This is a genomic window from Nocardia sp. CNS-044, from assembly GCF_059570515.1.
Map to the genome: position 1 here is coordinate 312,975 of NZ_JCANSX010000007.1, position 25,732 is coordinate 338,706.

The 25,732-nt window shown below is 67.4% G+C and carries 27 protein-coding genes; 15 read left to right on the forward strand and 12 right to left on the reverse strand.

Annotated elements, in window-relative coordinates; all coding sequences use genetic code 11:
* Positions 1-5: 5 nt before the first annotated feature.
* Together T333_RS16195 and T333_RS16200 are read right to left on the reverse strand one after the other, a co-directional pair.
* Entirely contained in the window at positions 6-368 is a 363-nt protein-coding gene (locus tag T333_RS16195) for a hypothetical protein (protein ID WP_496424962.1), read from the reverse strand.
* Entirely contained in the window at positions 356-559 is a 204-nt protein-coding gene (locus T333_RS16200; protein ID WP_496424963.1) for a hypothetical protein, read from the reverse strand. The genes T333_RS16195 and T333_RS16200 overlap by 13 nt, the downstream gene beginning before the upstream one ends.
* Positions 560-1,372: 813 nt before the next feature.
* Between T333_RS16200 and T333_RS16205 the strand changes: the two genes are divergently transcribed.
* The 5 genes from T333_RS16205 (at position 1,373) to T333_RS16225 (ending at position 6,635) form a co-directional block, all read left to right on the forward strand.
* A complete protein-coding gene (locus tag T333_RS16205) occupies positions 1,373-2,851 on the forward strand; it encodes a glyceraldehyde-3-phosphate dehydrogenase (RefSeq protein ID WP_496424964.1) in 1,479 nt (492 codons plus the stop codon).
* 412 nt (positions 2,852-3,263) lie between these two features.
* Complete coding sequence (locus T333_RS16210; protein ID WP_357252149.1) at positions 3,264-4,133, forward strand: metal ABC transporter substrate-binding protein; 870 nt, start codon at positions 3,264-3,266, stop codon at positions 4,131-4,133.
* Positions 4,130-4,879, forward strand: coding sequence for a metal ABC transporter ATP-binding protein (locus T333_RS16215; protein WP_355000661.1), 750 nt, complete (start codon positions 4,130-4,132; stop codon positions 4,877-4,879). Before T333_RS16210 ends, T333_RS16215 begins: the two co-directional genes overlap by 4 nt.
* Before the next feature lies 1 nt (position 4,880).
* Positions 4,881-5,750 carry a metal ABC transporter permease gene (locus T333_RS16220; protein ID WP_355000662.1) on the forward strand — a complete coding sequence of 290 codons (870 nt, stop codon included), beginning with the start codon at positions 4,881-4,883 and terminating at the stop codon, positions 5,748-5,750.
* Positions 5,751-5,885: 135 nt separating this feature from the next.
* A complete protein-coding gene (locus T333_RS16225; RefSeq protein WP_357252108.1) occupies positions 5,886-6,635 on the forward strand; it encodes a YwaF family protein in 750 nt (249 codons plus the stop codon).
* Positions 6,636-6,779: 144 nt separating this feature from the next.
* On the opposite strand, the gene T333_RS16230 is transcribed toward T333_RS16225, so the two are convergent.
* On the reverse strand, positions 6,780-7,316 hold the full coding sequence (locus T333_RS16230) for a DUF3145 domain-containing protein (RefSeq protein WP_355000664.1): 537 nt from the start codon (positions 7,314-7,316) through the stop codon (positions 6,780-6,782).
* A 95-nt stretch (positions 7,317-7,411) separates the two neighbouring features.
* Positions 7,412-8,242 (reverse strand): serine hydrolase domain-containing protein, encoded by an 831-nt coding sequence (locus tag T333_RS16235; protein WP_496424965.1) that lies wholly within the window; start codon positions 8,240-8,242, stop codon positions 7,412-7,414.
* Positions 8,243-8,429: 187 nt separating this feature from the next.
* Between T333_RS16235 and T333_RS16240 the strand changes: the two genes are divergently transcribed.
* Entirely contained in the window at positions 8,430-9,620 is a 1,191-nt protein-coding gene (locus T333_RS16240) for a serine hydrolase domain-containing protein (RefSeq protein ID WP_496424966.1), read from the forward strand.
* 81 nt (positions 9,621-9,701) lie between these two features.
* Here T333_RS16240 and T333_RS16245 read toward each other — a convergent pair whose 3' ends face one another.
* The 3 genes from T333_RS16245 to T333_RS16255 all read right to left on the reverse strand — a co-directional run bounded on the left by T333_RS16245 (position 9,702) and on the right by T333_RS16255 (position 12,691).
* Positions 9,702-10,832 (reverse strand): NDMA-dependent alcohol dehydrogenase, encoded by a 1,131-nt coding sequence (locus T333_RS16245; RefSeq protein WP_355000667.1) that lies wholly within the window; start codon positions 10,830-10,832, stop codon positions 9,702-9,704.
* A gap of 146 nt (positions 10,833-10,978) precedes the next feature.
* Positions 10,979-11,563, reverse strand: coding sequence for a DinB family protein (locus T333_RS16250; protein WP_496424967.1), 585 nt, complete (start codon positions 11,561-11,563; stop codon positions 10,979-10,981).
* Between the two features lie 72 nt (positions 11,564-11,635).
* Complete coding sequence (locus T333_RS16255) at positions 11,636-12,691, reverse strand: phosphotransferase family protein (RefSeq protein ID WP_496424968.1); 1,056 nt, start codon at positions 12,689-12,691, stop codon at positions 11,636-11,638.
* A gap of 88 nt (positions 12,692-12,779) precedes the next feature.
* Between T333_RS16255 and pabB the strand changes: the two genes are divergently transcribed.
* On the forward strand, positions 12,780-15,155 hold the full coding sequence (pabB, locus tag T333_RS16260) for an aminodeoxychorismate synthase component I (RefSeq protein WP_496424969.1): 2,376 nt from the start codon (positions 12,780-12,782) through the stop codon (positions 15,153-15,155).
* Position 15,156: 1 nt separating this feature from the next.
* On the opposite strand, the gene T333_RS16265 is transcribed toward pabB, so the two are convergent.
* Positions 15,157-15,654 carry a hypothetical protein gene (locus tag T333_RS16265; protein WP_496424970.1) on the reverse strand — a complete coding sequence of 166 codons (498 nt, stop codon included), beginning with the start codon at positions 15,652-15,654 and terminating at the stop codon, positions 15,157-15,159.
* 134 nt (positions 15,655-15,788) lie between these two features.
* On the opposite strand from T333_RS16265, the gene T333_RS16270 reads away from it, so the two are divergent.
* Positions 15,789-17,771, forward strand: a complete 1,983-nt coding sequence (locus T333_RS16270) for a TerD family protein (protein WP_496424971.1) — start codon at positions 15,789-15,791, stop codon at positions 17,769-17,771.
* Positions 17,772-17,789: 18 nt separating this feature from the next.
* Here T333_RS16270 and T333_RS16275 read toward each other — a convergent pair whose 3' ends face one another.
* Complete coding sequence (locus tag T333_RS16275; protein ID WP_496424972.1) at positions 17,790-18,269, reverse strand: SgcJ/EcaC family oxidoreductase; 480 nt, start codon at positions 18,267-18,269, stop codon at positions 17,790-17,792.
* A gap of 176 nt (positions 18,270-18,445) precedes the next feature.
* Here T333_RS16275 and T333_RS16280 point away from each other — a divergent pair, with 176 nt between their 5' ends.
* A complete protein-coding gene (locus T333_RS16280; protein WP_355000674.1) occupies positions 18,446-18,883 on the forward strand; it encodes a globin domain-containing protein in 438 nt (145 codons plus the stop codon).
* A 50-nt stretch (positions 18,884-18,933) separates the two neighbouring features.
* On the opposite strand, the gene T333_RS16285 is transcribed toward T333_RS16280, so the two are convergent.
* A complete protein-coding gene (locus T333_RS16285; RefSeq protein ID WP_355000675.1) occupies positions 18,934-19,227 on the reverse strand; it encodes a hypothetical protein in 294 nt (97 codons plus the stop codon).
* A gap of 538 nt (positions 19,228-19,765) precedes the next feature.
* On the opposite strand from T333_RS16285, the gene T333_RS16290 reads away from it, so the two are divergent.
* From T333_RS16290 to T333_RS16310, 5 genes are all read left to right on the forward strand, one after another.
* On the forward strand, positions 19,766-20,587 hold the full coding sequence (locus T333_RS16290) for an SDR family NAD(P)-dependent oxidoreductase (RefSeq protein ID WP_496424973.1): 822 nt from the start codon (positions 19,766-19,768) through the stop codon (positions 20,585-20,587).
* 32 nt (positions 20,588-20,619) lie between these two features.
* Positions 20,620-20,697 (forward strand): 50S ribosomal protein bL37, encoded by a 78-nt coding sequence (locus tag T333_RS16295; RefSeq protein WP_496425310.1) that lies wholly within the window; start codon positions 20,620-20,622, stop codon positions 20,695-20,697.
* Positions 20,698-20,918: 221 nt separating this feature from the next.
* On the forward strand, positions 20,919-21,323 hold the full coding sequence (locus T333_RS16300; protein ID WP_496424974.1) for a hypothetical protein: 405 nt from the start codon (positions 20,919-20,921) through the stop codon (positions 21,321-21,323).
* 60 nt (positions 21,324-21,383) lie between these two features.
* Complete coding sequence (locus T333_RS16305) at positions 21,384-21,590, forward strand: hypothetical protein (protein ID WP_496424975.1); 207 nt, start codon at positions 21,384-21,386, stop codon at positions 21,588-21,590.
* A 231-nt stretch (positions 21,591-21,821) separates the two neighbouring features.
* A complete protein-coding gene (locus T333_RS16310) occupies positions 21,822-22,097 on the forward strand; it encodes a hypothetical protein (protein ID WP_067786073.1) in 276 nt (91 codons plus the stop codon).
* Positions 22,098-22,124: 27 nt separating this feature from the next.
* Here T333_RS16310 and T333_RS16315 read toward each other — a convergent pair whose 3' ends face one another.
* Both T333_RS16315 and T333_RS16320 read right to left on the reverse strand, forming a co-directional pair.
* Positions 22,125-23,384, reverse strand: a complete 1,260-nt coding sequence (locus T333_RS16315) for a vWA domain-containing protein (RefSeq protein ID WP_355000679.1) — start codon at positions 23,382-23,384, stop codon at positions 22,125-22,127.
* A 166-nt stretch (positions 23,385-23,550) separates the two neighbouring features.
* Positions 23,551-24,210, reverse strand: a complete 660-nt coding sequence (locus T333_RS16320; RefSeq protein ID WP_496424976.1) for a TetR/AcrR family transcriptional regulator — start codon at positions 24,208-24,210, stop codon at positions 23,551-23,553.
* Positions 24,211-24,267: 57 nt separating this feature from the next.
* On the opposite strand from T333_RS16320, the gene T333_RS16325 reads away from it, so the two are divergent.
* On the forward strand, positions 24,268-25,566 hold the full coding sequence (locus tag T333_RS16325) for an MFS transporter (protein ID WP_357252073.1): 1,299 nt from the start codon (positions 24,268-24,270) through the stop codon (positions 25,564-25,566).
* Positions 25,567-25,732 lie beyond the last annotated feature (166 nt).

The following is a 25,732-nucleotide window of genomic DNA, read 5'->3' on the forward strand; positions in this document are numbered from 1 at the left end:
TATTTCTAGCCCGGCAGGTTGAACACCCAACTGTTGTGCCCGACTCCGGGCACTGTCCAGTTGATCCGAACTCCGGCCGTCCCAACGGCGTATGCCCGTTTGATGACTCGGTCGAACGACATGCCCGGATCTTTAGGACTGGCCACCGCTTCGTCATCGAATTCACCGTCACCGACCGCAGCCAGATTGACGTTGCCAACCGGCTGTAGCGTGATCATGACTGCCTTGTTCGCAGTGGCGTTAGTGAAGCGGTACACGCCTTCGGACGGACTCGTCACGGTCCAAGGGTCCACGTAACTCTCCTGACTGGTTGGGTGAAGCTCTTCGGGAATGAGCAAGTTGTGCCAGATGCCCGCTATGGTCGCCATTCGGCTTCATCGAGCGGCACCTTCTTGTCCACCTGCCCGCTCGCTGGGATTTTCCAGATGTCATCGGTGAGCGAGTCACCGGTGATCTGGTCGCCGATGTTGCTCGAATTCAGTGCATATACCGGCCCGATGTAGGCGTACAACGGATTGTCGCCCTCGGGTTCGCGTCGAACCTCCTTGACGTCCATCATCAGGTCACCGTGTGGCGAAGGTCTGAAGACCACATCACCAGGCACGATCGAACTCGCCGAGACGCGCTTCTGGCCATACTGAGGCTGCATGGCTCAAGTGAAGCACTACCCACCGACACGAACCCTCGGTCCGGTCTCGCCCGAGCCCGACGATAGGGGCTGTGTATCGAGACCACCGAACCCTCAGTTGCATCCACTCGCTCTTGATGAACCAGGTGTCGAAGTAGCGGAGGTCGCCCCGCTCGCAGGTCAGAGGACCAATCGCAGAGTCCCGCCAGCGTCCCTACAGTGTCCCTAAACGGGCAGATACAAGCCGGACGGGACAACACCAGTCGGACACGAAAAGACCTCTGACCTCGGCATTATCGGACGGGGCATTACCCGCCGGACGGTTCGGCGCGCTTTTACACACCAGCGGTCGGGGGTTCGATCCCCTCTGCGCCCACCTCACTCGATGCCCGGCCCATGCCCACGGAGGGCGTGGGCCGATTCTCGTTCCGTCGTGTTTTGTGGGGCGCAGCCCCCACGCCCCGCCCGGCGGGCTTCGCCCCCGGACCCCTGCCTCGAGTTCGCCGACATGCCGCCGGGCGGCGCTCCGTCCTCGCCCCGAGTTCGCCTGCCTCGGGTGTCGTTCCGTACCCAGAACGCGCAGCCCGCCTACCTGAGAGGGCCTTGTTTCGGAGCCAGCACCCGGTCGGCCGATGCCGACGCATCGTGGTCTCCGCCTCACAGGGGGGTAGCGGGGCTTTGTGATAGCGCGGCCCTGGATAGCATCGGTCGTTGTACAGATCGAGGGAACCCCGAGGACGTGTGTTGATTAACGACCATCTTGACCGCTGGAACGCTCACGAGGCTTCGGCGGAGGCGATGATTCCGATCATTGGGCGGTTGTATCGCGAGAAGGGGGTGACCATCCTCCTGCACAGCCGGTCGCTGGTGAACAAATCGGTGATCAGCATCCTGCGCACGCACCGCTTCGCGCGGCAGATCGAGGGCGAGGAGCTGTCGATCGACGAGACCCTGCCGTTCCTCGAAGCGCTTAGTCAGCTGGATCTGGGGCCGTGCAAGATCGATCTCGGCCGACTGGTCATGGCCTATCGCACCGACGAACGCGGACTGTCGATCCCCGAGTTCACGGCCGCGGTGCTGGCCGACGTCACCGACGGCAACAAGGCCGAACCGCAGGGTCCGCGGGACGTGGTCCTGTACGGCTTCGGCCGGATCGGTCGCCTGGTCGCTCGTCTGCTGATCGAGAAGACCGGGTCCGGTAACGGGCTGAACCTGCGGGCCGTCGTGGTGCGCAAGGGCGGCGAGGGTGATCTGGCCAAGCGCGCTTCCCTGCTGCGCCGCGATTCGGTGCACGGCAGTTTCAACGGAACGATCAAGGTCGACGCCGACAACGACACGATCATCGCGAACGGCAACGTCATCAAGTTCATCTACAGCGATGACCCGACCACGATCGACTACACCGATTACGGAATCGATGAAGCGATCCTGATCGACAACACCGGCAAATGGCGTGACCGTCAGGGCCTGTCGCAGCACCTGCGTCCGGGCATCGCGAAGGTCGTCCTGACCGCGCCGGGCAAGGGCGATGTCCCGAACATCGTGCACGGTGTCAACCACCGCGGGCTGGGCCTCTCGGAGCAGATCGTCTCGTGCGCTTCGTGCACGACCAACGCGATCGTTCCGCCGCTCAAGGCGATGGACGACGAGTACGGCATCGTCCGCGGCCACGTGGAGACGGTGCACTCGTTCACCAACGACCAGAACCTGCTGGACAACTTCCACAAGGCCGACCGCCGTGGTCGCTCCGCGCCGTTCAACCTCGTGCTCACCGAGACCGGCGCCGCGTCCGCGGTCGCCAAGGCGATGCCGGACTTCAAGGCCAAGATCACCGGCAACTCGATCCGCGTCCCCACGCCGGACGTCTCGGTCGCGATTCTGAACCTGCAGCTCGAGCGGGAGACCACGACCAGCGAAGTGCTCGAGTACCTGCGCCAGGTCTCGCTGTCCGGCCCGTTGAGCCGCAACCTCGATTACACCGCGGCCACCGACGTGGTCTCGAGCGATTTCATCGGCTCTCGCGCGGCGTCGATCGTCGACGCCAATGCCACCATCGTCGATGGCGACACCGTGATCCTGTACCTCTGGTACGACAACGAATTCGGCTATTCGTGCCAGGTCGTGCGGACGGTGCAGTACATCTCGGGCATCGAATATCCGACGTACCCGCGGCTGGGTGCGCAGGACGGCGCCGACGAGGTGCCCGCGCTGGCCGAGGCGTAGTCGCGTCGACAACCTGATTCGAGAACGGAGACCGTGCCAGTGGATCTGGCACGGTCTCCGTGCTTTCGCGACCCATTGCCGTGGCGGCGCTCGATCTGCGACGGGAGTGGCTGCACGAAGTACGGCGTCACCTCCGACTAGGAGGGTCGGCAGGGGTGCGGGCGGGTCGACGTCGTCCTCGACCGAAGCCCCCGGGCGCAGCCTCCGCTAGCCCAATGGGGGCATCAACGAGAAGCACCCCTTCTGGGCTGCGGATATGCGTAGGGCGCGATGTGGCCTCCGCAGCGTTCGGCGATCTCGAACTTGAAATTTAGGTAACCCGAAACTTATCATTCGGCTTGTGAAGGTCTCGCTCCACCCCTCGTTCCGCACGACTGCTCGCGCGTTCGCCGCTCTGCTCGGCGCGCTCGCGATGACCGCGACGCTCGCCGCCTGTGGCGAGTCCGCGAACCGGAACGAGAAACCGGTGGTGCTCACCACATTCACCGTGCTCGCCGATATCGCGCGCCAGGTCGCGGGTGAGCATCTCACCGTCGAATCGATTACCAAGGCGGGCGCGGAGATTCACGGCTACGAGCCGACCCCGGGTGATGTTCGCCGGGCCTCGACGGCCGATCTCATCCTCGACAACGGCATGAACCTCGAGGCGTGGTTCACGCAGTTCGTCGAGGACGTGGACGTGAAGCACGTGGTCGTCAGCGACGGCGTGACGCCGATGTCGATCACCGAGGACGCGTATCAGGGCAAGCCGAACCCGCACGCGTGGATGTCTCCGCTGAACGTGAAGATCTACGTGGACAACATGATTCGCGCCTTCGGCGAACTCGCTCCGGAACATGCCGCCGACTTCCGCGCCGCAGGCGCCGCCTACCAGGCCGAACTGCAGAAGATCCACGACGAATTGGTGAGCACCCTCGCCACGCTGCCGCCCAACGAGCGCGCACTGGTCACCTGCGAGGGCGCGTTCTCCTACCTGGCTCGCGACGCCGGACTCACGGAGAAGTACATTTGGGCGGTCAACGCCGAACAGCAGGCGACACCGCAGCAGATCACCTCGGCGATCGATTTCGTCCGCGCGAACCGGGTGCCCGCCGTGTTCTGCGAGTCGACCGTGTCCGATGCCCCGATGCAGCGTGTGGTCGAGGCGAGCGGCGCGCGGTTCGGCGGCGTGCTCTACGTCGACTCGCTCTCCGAAGCCGACGGCCCGGTGCCCACGTACCTGGATCTGATCCGGCACGACGCCAAGACCATCACCGCGGCGCTGACGGGAGCACGGCCATGACACCCAGCATCGAAATCCGTGACGTCACAGTGCATTACGGCGAGGTGCTCGCGCTCGACGGCGTCGATCTGAGCTTGCGTTCCGGGCGCGTGTGCGGACTCATCGGCATGAACGGCTCCGGCAAGTCGACGCTGTTCAAGACGATCATGGGTCTGGTGCGACCCGATCGCGGCACGGTCCGCATCGATGGGACCGACCCCGCGGGCGCGCGTCGCGCCGGAGCGCTCGGTTACGTGCCGCAGAGCGAGGCGGTCGACTGGAGTTTCCCACTGTCGGTCCGCGACGTCGTGATGACCGGACGCTACGGCCACATGGGTTTCACCCGCCGCCCCCGGCGCGCGGATCGGGAAGCCGTGGCGCACGCTCTGGAACGAGTGGAACTGACCGACCTCGCCGACCGCCAGATCGGGCAACTGTCCGGCGGACAGCGCAAGCGCGCATTCGTGGCGCGTGGAATCGCCCAGGGCGCAACGATTCTGCTGCTCGACGAACCGTTCGCTGGAGTGGACAAGCGTTCCGAGGCCACCATCACCACGCTGCTTCGCGAACTCGCCGCCGACGGCGCCACGATCCTGATCTCCACCCACGACCTGCACGCGCTGCCCGACCTCGCCGACGAATCTGTCCTGCTGATGCGAAAAGTGCTCGCACACGGCGATACTCACGAAGTGTTGCGCCCCGAGAAACTGGCGCTGGCCTTCGGACTCGATGTGCTGGAACGCGATTCACTACCGAAGGCGGGCTGAGATGTCGCTCGTGGAGTTCTTCGTCGATCCGCTGCGCTACGAGTTCATGGTGCGAGCGCTGGCCACCACCCTGGTCACCGCCGTCGTGTGCGCGACCCTGTCGTGCTGGCTGGTGCTGATCGGGTGGTCCCTGATGGGTGACGCGGTGTCGCACGCCGTGCTGCCCGGTGTCGTCCTGGCCTACATCGTCGGCGCACCGTTCGCGGTGGGCGCGGTCGTGTTCGGCTTCCTCGCCGTCGCGCTCATCGGCGTGGTACGCAACACCAGCCGGGTGAAGGAAGACGCGGCGATCGGCATCGTCTTCACCACCCTGTTCGCCTTCGGGCTGGTCCTGGTCTCGATAACGCCGAGCCAAACCGACCTGAACCACATCATCTTCGGCAACCTGCTCGGCGTCAGCCGCGACGAGCTCGTCCAGATCGCCATTCTCGGCGTCATCGTGCTCGCCGCCCTCATCCTGAAGCGACGCGACTTCACCCTCTACGCCTTCGACACCACCCACGCCCACGCCATCGGCCTGCGCCCGCGCCTGCTCGGCACCGCGCTCCTGGCCCTGCTCGCGCTGACCGCGGTCCTCGCGCTCCAGGCGGTCGGAGTCATCCTGGTGGTGGCGATGCTGATCATTCCCGGAGCCACGGCGTACCTGCTCACCGACCGCTTCGGTCGCATGCTGCTGATCGCCCCTGCCGTGTCGGCGCTCTGCTCGGTGATCGGGCTGTACGTCAGCTACCACCTCGACACCGCGCCCGGCGGCATGGTGGTCGTGGTGCAGGGCGTCGCGTTCACCCTGGCGTACCTGTTCGCACCGCGGCAGGGGATCATCGGCCGCCGGATCGCCGCGGCCCGCCGACGCTCCGCGGTCGCGGCCTGAACCAACACCACGCGGACGGGGTTCAGCAAGCTGAAATGACGCTCCAGCGGTCGCGCCCTCGGCCCGCACCGCGCCGACGAACGCCTTCGTCGCGCGTCGACCAGGTCTCCGCCGCTCCCCCACTAAACTGAGCGGGTGGACGCACCCACGGCGCAGCGGGAGTTCTCCGCTTACGGGCTGTCGCATTGGATCGTGCTTGCCGTGTTCGCGGTGGGCGCGGTGCTGGTGGTCGTCATCGGGCGAAAGCAGAACCCTTCCGCCGCACGCCGTTTCAGCCGCGCGTTCGGCGCGGTGACGTTGGGGCTGTATCTGGCGATCTACCTCTCCACGCTGTTCCCGCCCACCATCGGCCGCTCGGTTCCGCTACGCCTGACCGATCTCGCGACGATGGTCGCCGGGTACGCGCTGGTGACGCACCAGCGCTGGGCCTACGCACTGACCTACTACTGGTGCCTCACCCTGAGCACCCAAGCGCTCATCTCACCTGCCCTGGAAAGCCCCGAATTCCCGCACTACGAGTTCCTCGCCTTCTGGGCGATCCACCTGGCCGTGGTCTGGGCCGCGATCTACCTGACCTGGGGCATCGGCATGCACCCGACCTGGCGCAGCTACTGGTTCGCCGTGGCGGTCACCGTGGTGTGGGTCGCGGTCACCTTCGTCTTCAACTCCCTCGCCGACACCAACTACGGGTTCGTCAACCGAAAGCCTTCGACGCCGTCGCTGCTCGACGTGCTGGGCCCGTGGCCGTGGTATTGGGGGACCGTCGCCGTCATCCTGCTCGTCGTATGGGCCTTGATGACATGGCCCTGGGTGCGATCCGCGCCGAGGTCGAAATCCCCTGCTCCGACCCAGCAAGTGAGTTCGCAACAGACCGAAGACAGCTGATTCTCGAGCACTTTCCCGGACGACACCCACACCCCCACGTCACTTTGGCAAGCCGAGCGTCGACAGAAGGCCCCCGGAACCACCGATCTCAACGACCACACCACCGAAACCCAAGCAGCGGAAACCGATTCGCGAGCCGAAGACCTACCCCACGTCCCGACGCAACCAAGTGACCTCGGCACCAACCCCACCATCCCCGGACCGAAAGACCTCCAGATCCTCATCCCACGCCGTCCCCAGCGCACGATCGATCTCGGACGCCAGGTCGTAAGCCGAGTACTTCCCGAGCTCCCGCGCCGCCTGCAGCATCGCCCGCAACCGCATCTCCCCCAGCGTCACATCCCCATTCGCACTGGTGGATCCGTGCCACAACCCCAAACCGGGCACGAAGCTGTACCGCTCGCCGTCGACCCCGTCACTCGGATCCTCGGTGACCTCGAACCGGAGCACCGGCCAAGACCGCAACGACTGGGCAATTCGGGCGGCGGTGCCGACGGGCCCGATCCAGTCGCTGGTCGCGCGCAGTTGACCGTCGGCCGGTTGGTTGGTCCAGCGCAGTTTGGCGGGGGAACCGAGGGCCGAGGTGAGCGCCCACTCGACGTGTGGGCACAGCGCGGCGGGCGACGAGTGGATCCACACCACACCCGCCGTCGCGTCCGCGAACTGACTCGATGCGCGCACCACCGATACCTCCAGCTTCGACGAGGGACGTCTTCCCCAACGACTCGTCCAGCTGGCGTTGCCTGAGTGTACTGGAGTGCCCGAAGTTACGTATGTTACTTCGCGAGTGTGTTGCTTGCGAGTCTCGCTTCGGCGATCACCGCGTCACTCAGTACCGGCCACACCTCCCGTGCCCAGTCGCCGAAATTCTCGTCCGCCAACGCGACACACGCCACCCCGATTTCCGGATCGACCCATAAGAAGGTGCCGGACTGGCCGAAATGCCCATAGGTACGCGGGGAGTTCGCTCCGCCGGTCCAATGCGGGGATTTCGCGTCGCGGATTTCGAATCCGAGGCCCCAGTCGTTGGGCCGCTTCGAGCCGTATCCGGGCAGGATGCCGTTCACGCCGGGGAACTGCACGGTGATGGCTTCGGCGTGGGTCCGAGCCGAGATCAGCCGCGGGTTCAACAGTTCGGCGGCGAACAACAGCAGGTCCGCCACCGAGGACTTGCACGCGTGTCCGGCGGGCCCGGTGAGCACCGAGGATTTCATGCCGAGCGGTTCGAACACCGCGTCCCGCAAATATTCGTCGAACGCGATTCCGGTCTGGTCCGCGACGAATTCGGCGAGCACCTCGAATCCCGAACTCGAATAGATTCGGCGCGCGCCCGGCTCGGCGAGCACGTCGGTGGTGTCGAAGGCGAGACCGGAGGTGTGCGCGAGCAGATGCCGGACGGTTGCTCCGGGGGGGCCCGCGGGCTGGTCGAGCTCGATCGCGCCCTCCTCCACCGCGACTAGTATCGCGTAGGCGACCAGCGGCTTGGTCACCGAGGCGAGCGGGAAGACGCGCTCGGCATCGCCCTGCGAAACCGCGCCGGCGCCGGTGACCACACCGGCCGCCGCGTGTCGAACCGGCCAGTCCTGGATCTGTTCGAGTGAACGCACGAAAACGAGCCTACGAGACCGCGGCGGCGCGGTAGTACCGCCACCGGAAATCGATCCGATGAATGGGAGCCTCCGAGAGATCTCGGTACCGCCGGTACCATCGACTCACTATGAGCGAACGCAGTGAGCGAATCATGTGCCAGCGTGCATCGCGCATGCCGGAGCCGAGCGCCAGCGAGGCGCAGGCATGAGTGAACCCACGATCCACGGCGAGGTGGCCCCCGGCTTCGGTCCGGTCGCCGACGCGTTCCGCCGCAATTTCTCCCGGCACGGCGAAATCGGCGCGGCCGTCGCCGTTTTCGCGGGCGATCGCCCCGTCGTCGATCTGTGGGCCGGGTACCGAGACCGGCGCCGCGTCGAGCCGTGGGAGCCAGACACCATCGTGCCGGTCTTCTCCTCGACCAAGGGCATGGCGGCGTTCGTGGTCGCGACGGCGGTCTCCAAGGGCGTCCTGGACTACGAGAAGCCGGTCGCCGACTACTGGCCGGAGTTCGCCGCGCAGTGCAAGGGCGCGATCACGGTGCGCCAGCTCATCGATCACCAGGCGGGTCTTTCCGGACTCGACACCGTGGTGAAACTGTCCCAGCTCGCCGATATGGACGGGCTCGCGAAAATTCTCGCGGCACAGAAGCCCGCGTGGCAGCCCGGCACCCGGCACGGCTATCACGCGATCACCCTCGGCCTCTACCAGGGCGAGCTGGTGCGCCGCGTCGATCCGCTGGGCCGCACCCTCGGCCGTGTGTTCGCCGAGGACATCGCCGAGCCGCTCGGCCTGGACTTCTTCATCGGCCTGCCCGCCGCCGAACCGATCGAGCGCGTCGCGGTGCTCTCGGCCACCAAGGGCCTGGACATCCTGCGCTACGAGCGCGATCTGCCGCTGCGCATCGGCGCCGAGGTCTTCCTGGAACGCGGACACTCGCATGCGGCGCTGACCAATCCGCGCTGCGGCGCGCCCGCGCGAGCGACCCGCCGCGAATTCCTCGGGGTCGAGTCGCCCGGCCACGGCGGCGTCGGCAATGCCCGATCGCTGGCCAAGATCTACGGCGCGGCCGCGGCGCGCACCGGCGCGCTGCCCATCGCCGACGACCTCCTCGACCTGCTCGCCGCAGCCGACACCGCCGACGACGTGCCAGCCGAAGACCTGGTGCTGCACACCAAGAGTCGCTACCATCTCGGCTTCCGCAAGTCCCGCGGTTCGTTCCGATTCGGCTCCGACAAACGCGCCTACGGCACGACGGGCCTCGGCGGCTCCTTCGGATTCGCGGACCCGAGCACCGGTCTCGGCTTCGGCTACACCATGAACCGCCTCGGCATGGCCGTCCTCGACGACGTGCGCAGCCGCAACCTCCGCGAGGCTCTGCTGCGCTGCAAGATCTGAAATCCCCGCTCGGCGAACTGATCCCGCACGCTCTGGTCACCCAGGCCGCGGTCCGGCTCGCCGAGCGGGTCGTCCGACGACCTACCAGTCGTTTTCGGTGTAGCGGATGATGCCGCGAATGTTCTTGCCGTCCAACATGTCCTGGTAGCCCTGGTTGATCTCCTCCAGCTTGTAGCTGCGGGTCACCATGTCGTCCAGGTTGAGCTGGCCGGACTTGTACAGCGCGAGCAGGCGCGGCGCGTCCTGGCGGGCGTTGCCGCCGCCGAAGATGCAGCCCTTCACCGTCTTCTGCAGCATGGACAGCAGGAAGCTGTTCATCTTCACGTCACCGGCGTCCATGCGGCCCATGGAGGTGACCACCAGGGTTCCCGCCTTCGCGGTGAGGATCAGGCCCTCTTCGATGTAGTCGCCGTGCATCTCGCCCATGGTGAGGATGACCTTCTCGGCCATCCGCCCCTCGGTGGCGTCCATCAGCGGCATGATCGCCTCGGCCATGCTGGCGTAGGTGTGGGTGGCGCCGAACTTCTGCGCCTGTTCCCGCTTCCACGGGTTGGGGTCGATGGCGACGACCTTCGAGGCACCGGAGAGCACCGCGCCCTGCAACGCGCTCATGCCGACGCCGCCGATGCCCGCGATCACCACGGTCTCACCGGGCATCACGTTGGCCACGTGGGTCGAGGAGCCGAATCCGGTCGGCACGCCGCAGCCGACCAGGCAGGCCACCTCGAACGGGATGGTCGGGTCGATCTTCACCACCGAGGTGTGGTGCACGGTCATGTACGGCGCGAAGGTGCCGAGCAGGCACATCGGGATCACGTTCTGGCCGCGCGCCTGGATGCGGTAGGTGCCGTCGCTGATCGCCTGCCCGAGCAGCAGACCCGCGCCGAGATCGCAGAGGGCCATATTGCCCGAGACACAAGCCGGACAGCGGCCGCAGGCCGGGATGAAGGACAGGATGACGTGATCGCCGACCTGAAGATCGCCCGGCACGTTCGGACCGAGCTTGGTGATCACGCCCGCGCCTTCGTGGCCGCCCATCACGGGGAAGGCGGGCATCGGTGTCGCACCGGTGACGATGTGGTGATCCGAATGGCACATACCGGCGGTTTCCATCCGGATCTGCACCTCGCCGGCGACCGGGTCACCGATCTCGATCTCTTCCACCGACCACGGCTCGTCGATCCCCCACAGGATCGCGCCCTTCGTCTTCATTCCTGTCGACCTCTCGCGTGCACAGTGCTTCAATGTGACTGCACCCACAGTACGAGAAAAATGGAACGCGTTCTAGTACCGATCGGGAAATTCATCGGTGCGGCACGGCGCGATGCCCGAACACGTTCTAGAATTGGCACTCGTTCTCAGCCGCGCACGTCGTGTACGTGATGGACGAGGTCGTGTACGAAGTACTTCGCCAGCGAGTCGACGGTGAAGATCGACCCGTCGCTGCGACGCACCCGCAAACCGCGATCCGCCGCCGGCACCACTTCGAACGCGCGTGCCGCCGCCTCGGCCGCCAGCGCCAGTTCACCCGAGACCGCGGCGGGCTCCTGCGAGTCGTAGCGGTCGGCGATCGCAGTCTCGTCCTGATCCCAATTCGAGAAGACCGGCAAACCGTCCGGTGTCTCCTCCGGGGTGAGTCCGCGCGCGTCGAAGGCGGGCACCCGCGGATCGACGGCGGCGGTGCGCGCGGTGATCGCGGCACGGTAGGCGAAGATCCGGCACACGTCGCGCACGTGGGCCGCGTACTCCAGCGGCGACCACGTCGATTCGTCCGGACGCTGCCGGGCGTCGGGGCGGTCCAGCACCGCGCGCAACCGGTCGGCGCTGTCGCGCGCGAGCGACGGCACCTGCTCGTAATCGATGGCCGCGGCGTCGAAACCGCACTCGGGACAGGCGCGCTCCAACACCCAGGTCCAGTTCTTCACGTCGGGAACGATCGGCATGCGTCGAAACTAGAGCTGGCCGCATATGGATTTCCACCCATATACGGCCAGGCTTCGTCGAGATCCGGTCCGTCACTCCATCAGGCGGTGCGCCCGCTCGAACAACTCCAGGGTGATGGCGTGCAGGAAGTCGCCGACCTGCTTGGGCGCCTTGCCCGCGAACGCGCGCGCGTGCGTGCCCTCCAGCACGATGCCCAGCTTGAAACAGGCCAGCACGGTGTACCAGGTGACGTGGCTCAGGTCGCGATCGGAGAACCGGCCGTAGTGCTCGACCATCTCCTCCGGGGTCGGCAGACCGCCGACGGCGCCGAGCTTGCCGACCAGCGCCGCGCCGGTGGTGCCGGGCTCCGGCCGGGTCGCGATCTGCCAGCCCAGGTCGAGCAGCGGATCGCCGATGGTGGACATCTCCCAGTCCACCATCGCGGCCACCTCGGGGCCCTCGTAGGAGAACATCATGTTGGCCAGATGACAGTCGCCGTGCAGGATGCCCGGCGTCCAGTCGGCGGGCCGGTGGCGATACAGCCACTCCCCGACCTGCTGGACGCCGGGAATCTGCGGTCCGGGGTAACCCTCGTTGGCCGAATAGGATTCGAGCTCGCCGAGCCAGCGCGGCACCTGGCGCTCCAGGAATCCCTCGGGCTTGCCGTAGTCCGTCAGGCCGAGCGCTTGGTAGTCGAGGGCGCCGAGCCGGGCGATGGCCTCGACCGCGGACAGTCCCATCTGCCGCCGGATCTCGGGGTCCTTCGCGTGCAACTCGGGCAGTTCGTTCTGCGGGTTGAAACCGACGATCGGCTCCATCAGATAGAAGACCGCCCCGATGACCGACTCGTCGGCGCACGCGGCGATGACCTCGGGCGCGCGCACGCCCGCGCCGCTGAGCGCGCCGAGCAGCCGCGCCTCCCGGCGGATGACGTCGTTGCTCTTGGCGCGCAGATGCTTCGGTCCGCGCCGCAGCACGTAGTCCCGGCCGCCGCGACGGAACCGCAGCATGATGTTCTGCGTGCCGCCGCCGAGCGAAGTCACCTCCTCGAACGCGCCGCCGGGCAGGCCCTGTTCTTCCATCCATTTCCCGACGATCGCGAAATCGACGACGTCGCGATCCACTTCGACCGGTTGCGCAACAGACATGCCCACATTCTGCACCACCCGCCCACGCCAACTGAAGGCACGTGACAACAGTTCGTGTCGACCTGCCAGGCGTAGGGTTTGGCACACCATGCACACGCTGTTGATCGACAACTACGACTCGTTCACCTACAACCTGTATCAGCTGATCAGCGAGGTGAACGGCGTCGAGCCGACGGTCGTGCGCAACGACGAGGTGGACGACCCGGCCCGGCTCGGCCTGCACCGTTTCGACAACATCGTCGTCTCCCCCGGACCCGGTCGCCCTGATGTGGCCCGTGACGTGGGCATTTCCGCTGCCGTCATCGCCACCGTCGAACTCCCGCTGCTCGGCGTGTGCCTGGGCCACCAGGGCATCGTCGTGGCGGCGGGCGGTCTCGTCGCGCCCGCACCCATCGCGCGGCACGGCTATCTGGACGAGGTCGGCCACGACAACCGCGAGCTGTTCGCCGGTCTTCCGCAGGGCTTCACCGCCGTCCGCTACCACTCCCTGAGCGCCATCCGGCCGCTGCCCGCCGAGCTGGAGATCACCGCGAGCACCCCCGACGGCGTCGTCATGGGCGTGCGGCACCGCGCCAGACCGCAGTGGGGCGTGCAGTTCCATCCCGAGTCCATTGCCAGCGAGTACGGCGCGGCGCTGCTGCGCAATTTCGCCGAACTCACGGCGGCGCACCACGAACGGACCGAACACGCCAGGGGACAACGGGTCGGAGGCGCGCAAACCACGCGCGGCGCGACGGCGACCGTCGAGCGTGCCGAACCCCGCGCGGCTCGTCATCGCCCGCCCGCGATCGCCGACGCGCCACAGATCCGCAACGCGATGCCGCTCGCGCGCTCCAGACCGCCCCGCGGCGGGGCCGTGGTCGACGCCGCCGCGAGAACCAGACCGGGCGATCCGAGCACGGCGCAGGATTCGACACGCACGTCCGGTTTCACCACCGAGAGAACGGCGATCGACCTCGGCCCCGGTTCGATCAAGACGGGGCGGATACCGCCGGAGCCCGACCCGTCCACCGAAAGCCCCTATCGCCCAGGCGAACCCGAGCGACCTTGGCAGTTGCGCCACGAGATCCTCGACCGGGCCATCGACACCGAGGCCGCGTTCCTTCGCCTCTACCGGGATTCCCCGACCGCGTTCTGGCTGGACAGCGAGCACGTCGAACCCGGGCTCGACCGGTTCTCCTTCCTCGGCGACGCGAGCGGGCCGCTGGCCGAGGTGGTCCGGTACCGGGTCGGCGACGGCGCGGTGGTCGTGGAGACCGCCGACGGCGGCCGACGCACCGTCGCGGGTGACGTGCTCGACTACCTGGCCGCCGAATTGCGCTGGCGCACCGCCGAAATCCCGGACCTGCCGTTCGACTTCGCGTGCGGATACGTCGGCTATCTCGGTTACGAGGTGAAGGCCGATTGCGGCGCGAACGCGGCGCACCGCGCACCGACACCCGACGCGCAGTGGATCTTCGCCGATCGGCTCGTGGTGGTCGACCACGTCGCCGGGCGCACCCATCTGCTCGCCCTCACCGATCCCGGCTCCGACACCGCGCGCGCGGCCGCGGACTGGCTGCGCGACACCGCGGAGGCGCTCGCCGCCCTGCCCACCTGGTCGAATCCGCCCACGCTGGAAGTGGATTCGGATATCGCGGCGGTCGAGGGGCTGCTCACCCGCGGTCGCGGGCGCTATCTCGCCGACATCGGCGTCTGCCTGGACCGGCTGCACGCGGGCGAGTCCTACGAGATCTGCCTGACCGACAGCCTCACCGTCGCCGCCAACACCGAGGGCCTCGACTTCTACCGCACGCTGCGCCGCTGCAACCCCGCACCGTACGCGGCGTTCCTGCGCTTCGACGACCTCGAGATCGCCTGTTCCTCACCGGAACGCTTCCTCAAGATCGACCGGGCGCGCACCGTGGAGAGCAAGCCGATCAAGGGCACCGCACCGCGCGGCGCGAACCCCGCCGAGGACGAGCGCTTGCGCCGCGAACTCGCCGACAGCCCGAAGACCAGGGCCGAGAACCTGATGATCGTCGACCTGTTGCGCAACGATCTCGGCCGCGTCTGCCAGATCGGCAGCGTGCACGTGCCGAAGCTGATGGCCACCGAGACGTATACGACGCTGCATCAACTGGTTTCGACGGTGCGCGGCACGCTGCGTCCGGATGTCGACGTGATCGACTGTCTGCGCGCCTGTTTCCCCGGCGGCTCCATGACCGGCGCGCCGAAACTGCGCACCATGGAGATCATCGATGAACTGGAGACCGAGGCGCGCGGCGTCTATTCCGGCACCATCGGCTTCCTCGGGCTCGGCGGCACCGCGGATCTGAACATCGTCATCCGCACCGCCGTGCGACACGGCGGCGAGTGGCGTATCGGCGCGGGCGGGGCGATCGTGCTGGACTCCGACCCGGAAGAGGAGTTCCGGGAGGTGCTGCTCAAGGCGGCGGCCACCTATCGCGCCGCCGTCCGCTGAGTCAGCGACGCCGCTTCGGTCGCTCGGGCGGCGGCGGCTCCTCCTCGCCGGGCCGCCTGCCGCTGAATCCGGTCACCTTGCCGAGCATGGCGATGCCCGGCAACCTGGCGAGCTTGCCGAGCACGTCCTCACCGAGGGCGATCATCGCCTCCAGTCGCGGCAGCAGCCGGTCGTAGGCGGCGAAGGCCGGGTCGGCCAGCGCGAGGGTCCGGTCCAACCGGTCGATGGTCGCGTTGAGCCGGTCGATGGCCATCGTCAGGTTCTCGATCAGATCGGGCAGCTGCGCGGCCAGCTGGGCCGAGGCCGGTGGTAGCCGGATGGCTGCGTCGAAGGCGTGTCCGGCGGTGAGCTGCGCCGACTCCAGCGCCTGACCAGCGGCCGATTGGGCCGCCTCGACCGCCGTCTGCGCGGCGGCCAGGATCTCCGCGGCGCCGGGGACGCGCGGTCCCGTCGTCTTCGGGGTCTGCTTCTTGCGGCCCGACCCCTTCGGGGTAGTCATAGAAATACTGTGCCCGACCGAACGCCGGAACCCCGGTAAATCCCGGACCGCTCGGTCTGTGTCGCCCTCGGCGCGCCCGTGCGCGGACCTCGCGAATTCGGCGTGTCGGAGGGTCGTGGCAATATTCGAGCACGATGAAACTGAGCAAGGGCGCGCACGCGCCGGTACCGACATCCCTTCTAGCCGTAGTCGTTTCATGGCGGTCGGAGCATGTCGTCGACGCGCACGCACTGTTGCTGGACGGGTCGGGCGCGGTGCGCACGGACCGAGATCTGGTGTTCTACAACGCGCCTCGGCACGTGTCACAGGCGGTGACGCTGGATCAGGAGCCCGCGCCGGGGACCGCGCGGCTGAGCGTCTCGCTGCCGCGCACCGAGAGCGAGGTGGACCGGATCGTGGTCAGCGGCTCCCTCGAGCACGGAACATTCGGCGACATAGCGGGTTTGACGGTGACGGTCTTCGCCGCCGACGGCCCGGTCGCCCGCTTCGACATCGAGGACGCCGACGCGGTGGCCGCCATGATGTTCGGCGAGTTCTACCGGCGCGAGGGCCGCTGGCGGTTCCGCGCGATCGGTCAGGGCTGGAGCAGTGGGCTGGCGGGGTTGGTCACCGAGTTCGGCGTCGCGGTCGACGAGTCGCCCCGACGCCCGGCGCGGCGGCCCGCCGTGCACGAGCCGGGTGGCACCACGCGGTCCGGCGCGCACGATGCCGTCGCACGCGGCACGCGGACCGCCGACTCCGCACCCGACCGGCACCTGCCTTCGGGTGCTCCCTACCCCGCGCGGCAGCTACCGGAGGACGTGCCGCACCGCGCCGAACACGTCGGCGCCGCGGAAACCCCCGCCCGTCAAGGGAGTGTCGCGCCACGCCATCCCGTCGACCCACCGGCGCCATCCAGACGGACCAGTCAGGAATCCACCGGAGCCAGAGAACCGGCGAGCCCGGGCGTATCCGCGATGTCGGAGCCATACCCTGCGGACCGACCGCCGCGCGCCGACCAGCACGTCGACCTGACGCGGCGATCGCGGCAACCGATGCCACCACCGCCGCCACCGAATCCCGAACGCGCCGACTGGCATTCGGACCCCGAGGACCCGTCCCGCATGCGCTGGTGGGACGGCTCGGAATGGACCTCGGCAACCTACCGCACCGCGCCACCGGGCCCGCGCGCCTGCCCACGCTGCGGAAACCCTCTGCGGCGCAAGCTGTTCGGCGGGTCCGCACCGTGCCAGTACTGCGAGGCCGAGATCGAGGAATTCCTCACCCACTGGCACACCAGGGCCTGGCGGGTGCTGATCGGCTCGGGGCCGCAGGGCGAGCCGTGGGAGGCGCTGTGGGCGTCGCTGCGCTACCAGCGCATCGACGAGAACATCGGCCGCACGGCGTTGCGCGAGGTCGGGCTCAGTTACGTCGAGCGGCTGGTCACTTTCGCGTTCGCGGACGGGGCGATCCAGCAGTCGGAGTACGACCTCTTCGAACGCGCCGTCGCCGAGCTGGCGCTGAACGGACCGCTCATCGAGGACCTACGCAGGCGGATGCACCGCGGTCGCACGCTGTGCCGGTTGCGCGAGGGCGATCTGCCGGTGGTCCGCACGCCCGGCTTGCACCTGGACCCGGAGGAGAAGGTGCACCTCGACCTGGTCGCCACCCATGTGCGACAGCTGGCCCGCGGGCCGAAGGTCACCGAGGGCAGGCTGATCGCCAGCAACAAGAAACTGCGTTTCGTCGGCACCGGCGCCGGCGTGGAGATGCCGTGGTCGAGGGTCGTCTCGGTACACGTCGAGGCGGGCGTCGTGGTGCTCGCGGCGACCTCGGCCCGCGGCGGCGCGACCTTCGAGGTGGCCGACCCCGATTACGTCGCCGCCGCGCTGGAAGGCGCGCTGCGGGTCGCGAAACGGCTGGTGCTCACGCCTGGCCAGCGCGACACGCGCAGCATCCCGCAGGAAGTGAAAGCCGAAGTGTGGCAGCGCGACGGCGGCAAGTGCGTCGAATGCGCCAGCGCGCACTACCTCGAGTTCGACCACGTCATCCCGCTCAGTCGCGGCGGTGCCACCAGCGCGAGCAACTTGCAGATCCTCTGTCGTGCCTGCAATCGCGCCAAGGGCGCGCGGATCTGAAGCCCCGACGTTGTTCCGCTACCCGTGCGCTCGTGCCCGTGCGGTCCGCCAGCGCACGTAGTTGCCGAACAACCGCACCACCGGCCCTTCCCCCGCCATCGGCCGCACCCGGGTGTTGTGGAACGCGGCGACGCGCCAGCCGTCCGCGGTGCGCACCAGCACCCAGGTATTGCGGGAGCGACGGCCCTTGGGCACCTCGCGCTGCCAGGCGAACACCACGGATCCGGTGAGGTGCACGACGGCGACGTCGCCGGTGAGGAAGCGGATCGACTCGATCGTGCCCTCCATCCTGGTGCCGTACAGCACACCGTCGAACAGCCCGGCGTGCAGGGCGCGGTTCGCCTCCCGTCCGCGCAGCAGCGTCCCGTCGAACGCGACGTAGTCGCTGTCCTCGGTGAATTCGGCCGCGTAGGCCGTCGCGTCGTTGGCGTCCCATGCCCGCGCGGCGCGCGCCACCACCTCGCGGACCAGCGCCTCGTCCTTGGCTCGATCTGTCATCTCAGCTCCTCGTCTCGATCCGGTCGTATCGATCGTGTGGCAGGAACGCGGACGAGAGAATCGGGAAACACCCTGAGAAACCACGGATTTCGGACCCGCTCTCGGCGAAACCGGGCGCATTCCGCGACGCATGGGCCTCTAATGGGTAGCAGTCGCAGCCAGTCGGGAGGTCACCCATGACGAGCATGTACGAACACGTCGGAGGCGAGGAGGCGCTGCGCCGGGTGGAGACCGCCTTCTACGACAAGGTGCTGGCCGACCCCGTGCTGAAGTCGCTGTTCCCCGAGCGTCGCCCGCACCACGTCGATCACCTCACCTGGTTCACCGCCGAATCGTTCGGCGGCCCGGATCGCTTCAGCCGCGAACTGGGGTTCGACTACCTCATCGCGGTGCACCGGCACCTGAAGATCACCGACGAGCAGCGCGAGCGATTCGCCGAACTGTATATGGAGGCGTTCGAGGAGGCGGGCCTGCTGGAGTCGGCGGCGTTCCGCGACGCGGTGCGCTCGCACGTGGAGTTCGGCGCGGAAGTGGCGCAGCAGAACTCGCACGCGAGCACCGACGAGGAGTTGCATCCGATCCGCGCGGTGCCGCGCTGGACTTGGGAGGGCTGAGCGCCCGCCGGACCACGGCTCGAAAAAAGTTCGTACCGGTCGGTCTCTGGTCAGCTTCCGACGACGGCGTTCATGATGGTGCCCGCGCTGGTCGCGACGACACCGCCGATCATCGCGCCCGCCACCATCTTCGGCGACTGCAGCGCCCCGCCGGACCATTTCTCCCAGGCGAAGCGGCCGCCCGCGTAGATGATGCTGATGATGCCGGACAGCAGCGCGAACCAGGTCGCGTACCGGACGAACTGCATGAGTTTGTCCGACAACGGCGGCGCCTCGGGTGTCGGGTTACCGATTTGCGCCAGGGTGGAATACGTGTCCCCGACCGACATCAAGATCATGCTCACTGTTGGTTACCTCGGGATTCACCGGTTTCACGGCGGCCGGGCATCGACCACCACGTCCCACCCATGATCCGGACGGACCCGGTCGCTCGCAAGGCGCTGTGCCACAACGATGCCTACGCCACAGCGACAGCATGGCTACGGCGAGCCGGGCGCGGTGGCATTTTCCAGCGCAAAGGATTCGTCAATCCGGAGCGAAGAACCTTGCCCGGGCTACCGCGAGGCCTTTATATCGGACTATGACCCCCACTCCGGACGTTCTGCGTGCTCTGCGCACGTCGTCCGGTGCTGTCTCGGTCCGCGTCGCGCACGAGTTGCCGTCGTCGCTGGAACTTTTCGGTTTCGGAAGTGAGGACGAGCCGCCGAGTCCGGCTTGACACCTCCCCTTTTCGCCCCGGTCCTCTACTGCCACGGGGCGCCTCTATGCCTACGGCAGCTGCCGTAGACATTCCAAGTCTCCGCGCGTTGATCGGTGATCACTCGTCGCGGATTCGTCTGCCGTCGATCGACGGCGGTCGCACGCTCACTCGATAGGAGAGCTATGTTCGAATCTCTGTCCGCGGCTCGGATCACCATGGTGACCGGCGTCGACACCCGTCTCGGTTTCGCGGCCGCGCGACGGCTCGCCACCGATGGCGCCGCCGTCATCCTGCACGCACGCGACAAAGAACACGCCGAGGAGGCGTTGGAAGCGTTGGTGCAGACCGGCATTCCGGTCGCCAGGCTGCACATCGTGCACGCCGACTTCTCGAACCTCACCGAGGTGGACGAACTCGCCGCCACGTTGGCCGCGACGGTGCCGTGCCTGCACGCGCTGATCAATGCCGCCTCGGTTGCGGGCGGCGAACGCCGCTCACGAACCGCGGACGGCTACGAGACGACCCTGCAAATCAACTACCTCGCACCGCAGCGTTTGATCGCGGCGCTGTCGCCCGCCGTCGCGGCGGCGCGGGGCCGGGTGGTGACCGTGTCGTCTCCGCTGCATCTGAGCGGCAACATCGACTACTCCGATCTGGACCGCAATCGCGGCATCTACACGCCACTGGCTGTCTACGCGCAATCCAAACTGGCGCTGACCATGTTCACGCGGACGCTCGCCGAGACCGGTCCCGAGGGCCTGACGGCGGTGAGCGTGCACCCGGCCGACTTCGAAATCGACATGCCCCAGCTTCGCAGTCACGTGGACGCGCCGATGGACGACGCCGCCGATCTGCTTGCGATGTACAGCGCCTCCGGCGCCCCCGTCGTCAACGGCAGCTATTACGAAGGCACCCGACCGGCGCGCCCGGCTGCGCTGGTGCGCAATTCACGTGCCCGAGCCCGGCTGGCCGCATGGACCAACCAGCAATACACCACCGCTTGACCGCAAGAGAAACCGAGAGGTAGCCGAATCCCATGTCGAAACGCTCCAGCAAGAAACGGGCCAGCCGGAAGAAGAAGGCCAACCACGGCCACAAACCGAACCAGCGCTGAAATCGCCCATCCCGGACTGAAACCGAGGCTGGAAAACCCGAAGCCCGTGGCGCGCCCACTACGCGCCACGGGGCTTCGCGCATGTCTGCCGAGCCTCGTAGGGAATTCGTCAAGAGTGAGCCGACGCTCCGCAAGTTTCCGTCAAGGAACCGCCTCGCCGGTCGCGGCTCTTCATACCCTCACGAAACCGAAACGTATGCACCCCCGAGGTAGTCGTGCCGATGATCAGTGTTGCCGAGTTGGACAAGTTGCGTAAGACGCTCAGCCACCCGTATCTGGTGGAGTTGCTCGATGCTCTCTCGCGTCGGCCTCGAACCGTGGCCGAGCTCGATGACATCGGCGGCGGGTACAGGTCGGTGGTGCGCGGATTACGGAGGCTGGCGGCGCACGGTCTGGTCTTCGGCGACGGTGCGGGAAGCCTGGACCAGCGGTACCCAGCGACCGAGACCTTCGCGCTTACCGGACTCGGACTGCGCACCGCCACGATGTTGTCGCGCCAGGACACGTGGGACGCGCTGTACGAGGATGCGTTCGACGACGGATCACCCGACCGCAGCGACCCGCCACGAAAGCGGAAATACCCCTACCCAGCCGTCGAGAAATCGCTAATAGCAACGCCGTCATGACAGTTACCGCGTTGAATTGCACCACTGGGCCGCAATTCGTTCAGGGGGCATAGGACCGTCATGACTTCCGTCGCTCGAGAGATCTGCCTATCGTCCATCCACGTGCACTGGTCGGCGGCGGACTCCGCCTTCGTCGCATTGTCGGATGAGTATCCGGACCTGGTCTGCCACAACCCATGGTCTTCACTGGCAGCGATCGACGGCCTGCTCGACATGGTCGAAGATCATTGCCGCGGCCACCGATCGGCCGATCGCCCGGCAGCTTGACGACGACCGCGCCGGAGACAACGGAGGCAGCGCCGAGCTGATACCGCGCCACGGTGACGACCGTGTCCGTGCCACGTGCCGCACTGAGGCGAGAGTCCGACCGCCAGGAGCCGCGTCGGGGTGGTGAAGATACCGCGCCACGGGTGTGAGGTATCTGCGGCACGCCGGAGAACCGGATACCATCCATTCAGCGATTCTCCTTGTCCCGAACCCGGAATGAGCAGCACAACGATGATCCTGGCCGTCGCATACGACACCCTGGCGCAGATCGGCAATCCGACGCCCGAGGCGCCGCCGGTGTCCGATAAGATCTTGCAGCTCGTCCGCTACCTGACCTGGTTCGTTCTGCTGTCGGGTGTCTGCGGCATCATCTACGCGGGCGGCCGGTTCGCCTGGGAGAAATGGACCGGAGGCGGGCTCGAGTCGCCGAAGATGGTGGCAGGCGCGATGATCGGCGGCGTGGTCGCCACCAGCGCGGGCACCATCATGAACGCGGTGATCGGCTGATCGTCGCCGACGACTGAACGCCGCGACTCAACTCGTCACGCCCGCGGCACGCGCGGCGCGCAGCCACTGCGGGAATTCACCGAGCAACCTGGCGTAGAGCTGTGCGTCGTCCACACTGTCGATGTCGTCGAGCGCGAAGAACCCGGCGTTGTCGACGAGCCTGCCGTCCATCTCGTCGATGCTGCGCAGCAGCCCGTAGTTGGCCTTGCCGAGCCCGACGAACTGCCAGAACGCGGGCAGCCGTGCGGCTTCCCGCATCAGGGCGGTGATCTCCGGCTTCTTGGCGAAACCGCCGTCGGTGAAGAACAGCACCAGCGTCGGCCGATCGCCGGGGCGCAGCGTATCGATGACGGCGCGCATGATCGGCAACTCGTCGTTGCGCCCGCCGAGGGCGCCGTAGTCGATACCCGCGTGCGTGCCGCTGAGATGCAGGTGGGTCTCCGACCAGCGATCGCCCTCGGCCACTTCGATATCCGGCAGCTTCGTGTACGACAGCGCGTACAGGTAGGCCTCGAGCGTCCCGTCGTCGTCCAGTTGGGTGGCGATCGGGATCATCCGCTCCACCACGCGGTGCACGACTTTGTTCCGGTACTGCTTCTGCATGCTGCCGGTCTTGTCGATGACGAGCACCACCCGGGCGCGGATGCCCATGGCGTTCTGGTCGATCAGGATCTTGGCAACCTCGCGTTTGCGCAGGTCGAGCACGGCGCGCTTCTCGAACGAGAGTTTCGACTCGCCCGGCACAGTGCGGACCTCGGGCACTGTCGGCGGCGCGGTGGCGGCGCTCGGCGACGGCTCGTCGTCCACGACGACGCCGTGATCGGTGACCAGCGCGGCGAACCCGCCCGCGTATCCCTGCCCGACCGCGCGCACCTTCCACTGCGGACCGCGCCGGTAGAGCTCGAGCGCGATCACCACCGATTCGCTGTCGAGTCCCTCGATCTCGTACTCGTACAGCACATTTCCCAGCTCGTCCGCGACGGTCGCGACGGGAGGCGCGAATCGTCCGAAGGTGGCGTCGTCCAGCGTGAGCACCGCGCGCACCTGCGCGATCTCGTCGGGTAGGTCGGCGGGCGATATCGCCAGTGCGGCAGGCGAACCCGACGTCAGCTCGACGCCGGGTGCGACGGGCTGGTTGAAGAACACGAAGTCCGCGTCGGAACGCACCGTCCCGGCTTCGGTGACCAGCAGCGCCGACACGTCGACCACCGCCTCGGTGCGCACGGACACCACGACTCGCCCCGCGGCCACCGGCCCGTTCTGCCCCTTGACCAAGACTGTGCCCACCGAAAACTCCTGTCGCCGCGACCGGCTCAGCGTACGGCAGAACCGCAGTCGACCGACCGCGGTTCCACAACCGGCGGTATCGGATCGACCGCAACGCCTTCCGGGCACGCGAGGCGTTCGTTGCTCCAGCCGCGCCCGTCCGGCTACGAGATCCCGTGCGCCGCCGTCACTTCCGCAGACGCGACCGGTCACCGTCGCGCAGGCGCAACTCCAGCCCGTCGAGCACGCACAGCAGCCCGAAATCGAAGCCGAGCGCGCGAGCGACTTCCGGGTCGGTCTGCGCGACATCGCGGTAGTCGGCGAACATCTCGGGATAGTCTCCGGCGACTTTGCTCATCACCTGCGAAACGCTCTCGGCGTCGTAGTCCTCGCCGTAGGTCTTGGCATACGCGATCTCCGGAAGCACCTGGCCGAGAACGAAAGACATCACCGTGCCGCTGGCACGGTAGATGTCGACACCCTGGAAGCCCGCCTCCGTGAACGCCCGCCGCAACCGATCGCTGACGCGCATCGCGTTCGGCCCGATGCTCGGGATGTGACCGACGAGCCCGGCAACCCACGGGTGAGCACGCATGCTGCCGCGCAGGCTGTAGGCGAAGGTGGTGAGCACCTCGCGCCAGGACGCCTGTTCCGATTCCGGGGCGTGCAGCATCCCCCAGAACTCGTCGAGGACGAGTTCGAGCAGTTCGTCCTTGTTGGCGACGTACCAGTACAGGCTGGTCGCACCCGCGTTCAGCTTCGCGCCGATCTTGCGCATGCTCAACGCGTCCAGTCCCTCGGAATCGAGGATCTCGAGCGCCGCCGCGACGATCTGCGCGCGATCCAACCCCGACCCCCTCGGCTGCCGGGGTTCGCGGGTCCATATCGAAGTGAACTGCTTGGCGTGCTTGTCTTCGCCGGACTGCTGCTCACGGCGGGCAGCCTCTCGGACCGGTTCGGCAGGCGGCGGATGCTCGTCACGGGCTTGGCCGTCTTCGGCGTGGCCTCGCTCGCCGCGGTAGTCGCCAGCGAACCCTGGCAGGTGATCGCCGCCAGAGCCGCGATGGGTGTCGGCGGCTCGCTGCTCATGCCATCGACGCTGTCCATCCTGATGACCACCTTCGCCGAGGACGAACGGCGCACCGCGATGGCGGCTTGGAGCACCGTCTCGATGGTCGGCATCGTCGCGGGCCCCACGCTGGGCGGCTTCCTGTTGGAGCACTACTGGTGGGGCTCGGTGTTCCTGCTCAATATTCCGGTCGCGATTCTCGCCATCGTCGCCGCGCTCGTGCTGATGCCCGAGACCACCGGCGAGCAGCGGCCGGTGGACCTGGTCGGCGTGCTGCTGTCGATCGTCGCGCTCGTCTCGACCGTCTACGTCATCATCGAACGCGAATGGAACATCCCGGTGATCGCGCTGGCGGCGGTCTCGGCGCTCGGATTCGTCACGTGGGAGAGCCGCTCGGCGCATCCGATGCTGCCGCTCGCGGTGTTCCGCAACCGAGACTTCACCGGCACCTGTCTGACGTTGCTGCTCATGGTCTTCGGCATGGGAGCGATCATGCTGATGCTCACCCAGTACCTGCAGTTCGTGCTCGGGTACGGCCCGATGAAGGCGGGTTTGGCGCTGCTGCCGTACGCCGTGGCCGCGGCCGTGTGCAACGGGCTCGGCGCGACTCTCGGCAAGAAGCTGAGCAACAAGACGCTGATCGTGTCGGGTCTGCTGGTCATGGGGCTGGCCTTCGCGATCCTCGCTCTCGGCAGCGGGTACACGTGGGTCCTGGTCAGCATGCTCGTGATGGGCGTCGGCGGCGGCTTGGCGGGACCGGCCGCCTACGCCGCCATCATGAGCGCCATTCCGCTGGAGCACGCGGGCGTCGGCTCGGCCATGAACGACACGCTCCAACAGGTCGGCATGGCGATCAGCATCGCGGTGCTCGGCAGCGTGCTGGCCGGTGTGTTCACCTCGAACATGCCCGCCGACGCGCCCGAGGCCGCGCGCGAATCCATCGGCGCCGCATTCCAACTCGGCTTCGAGGAACCGGCCAAGACGGCGTTCACCGAAGCCATGTCGAGCGGCGCCTGGATCAGCGCGGGCTTCAGCATCGCCGCCGCCGTGCTCGGCATGCTGCTGCTGCGGGCGCGGAAGACCCCGGTCGCGGAACCGAATTCGGAACCGGAGTCGGAGTCCGTGCGGGCGTGAACCGAGCTGGGTCGACCCGTCACGGAGGTCGATGGTCCGTGGCTCTGCCCGGCGATCGATGAACCCCGACCACGACAGGCGCGCCGTTCCGCTGTACGGCGCGCCTGACGCGTCCCGTGGAGATCACCAGCGTCCGCATACCCACGGCCCGGGGTTCTCGGCGCCC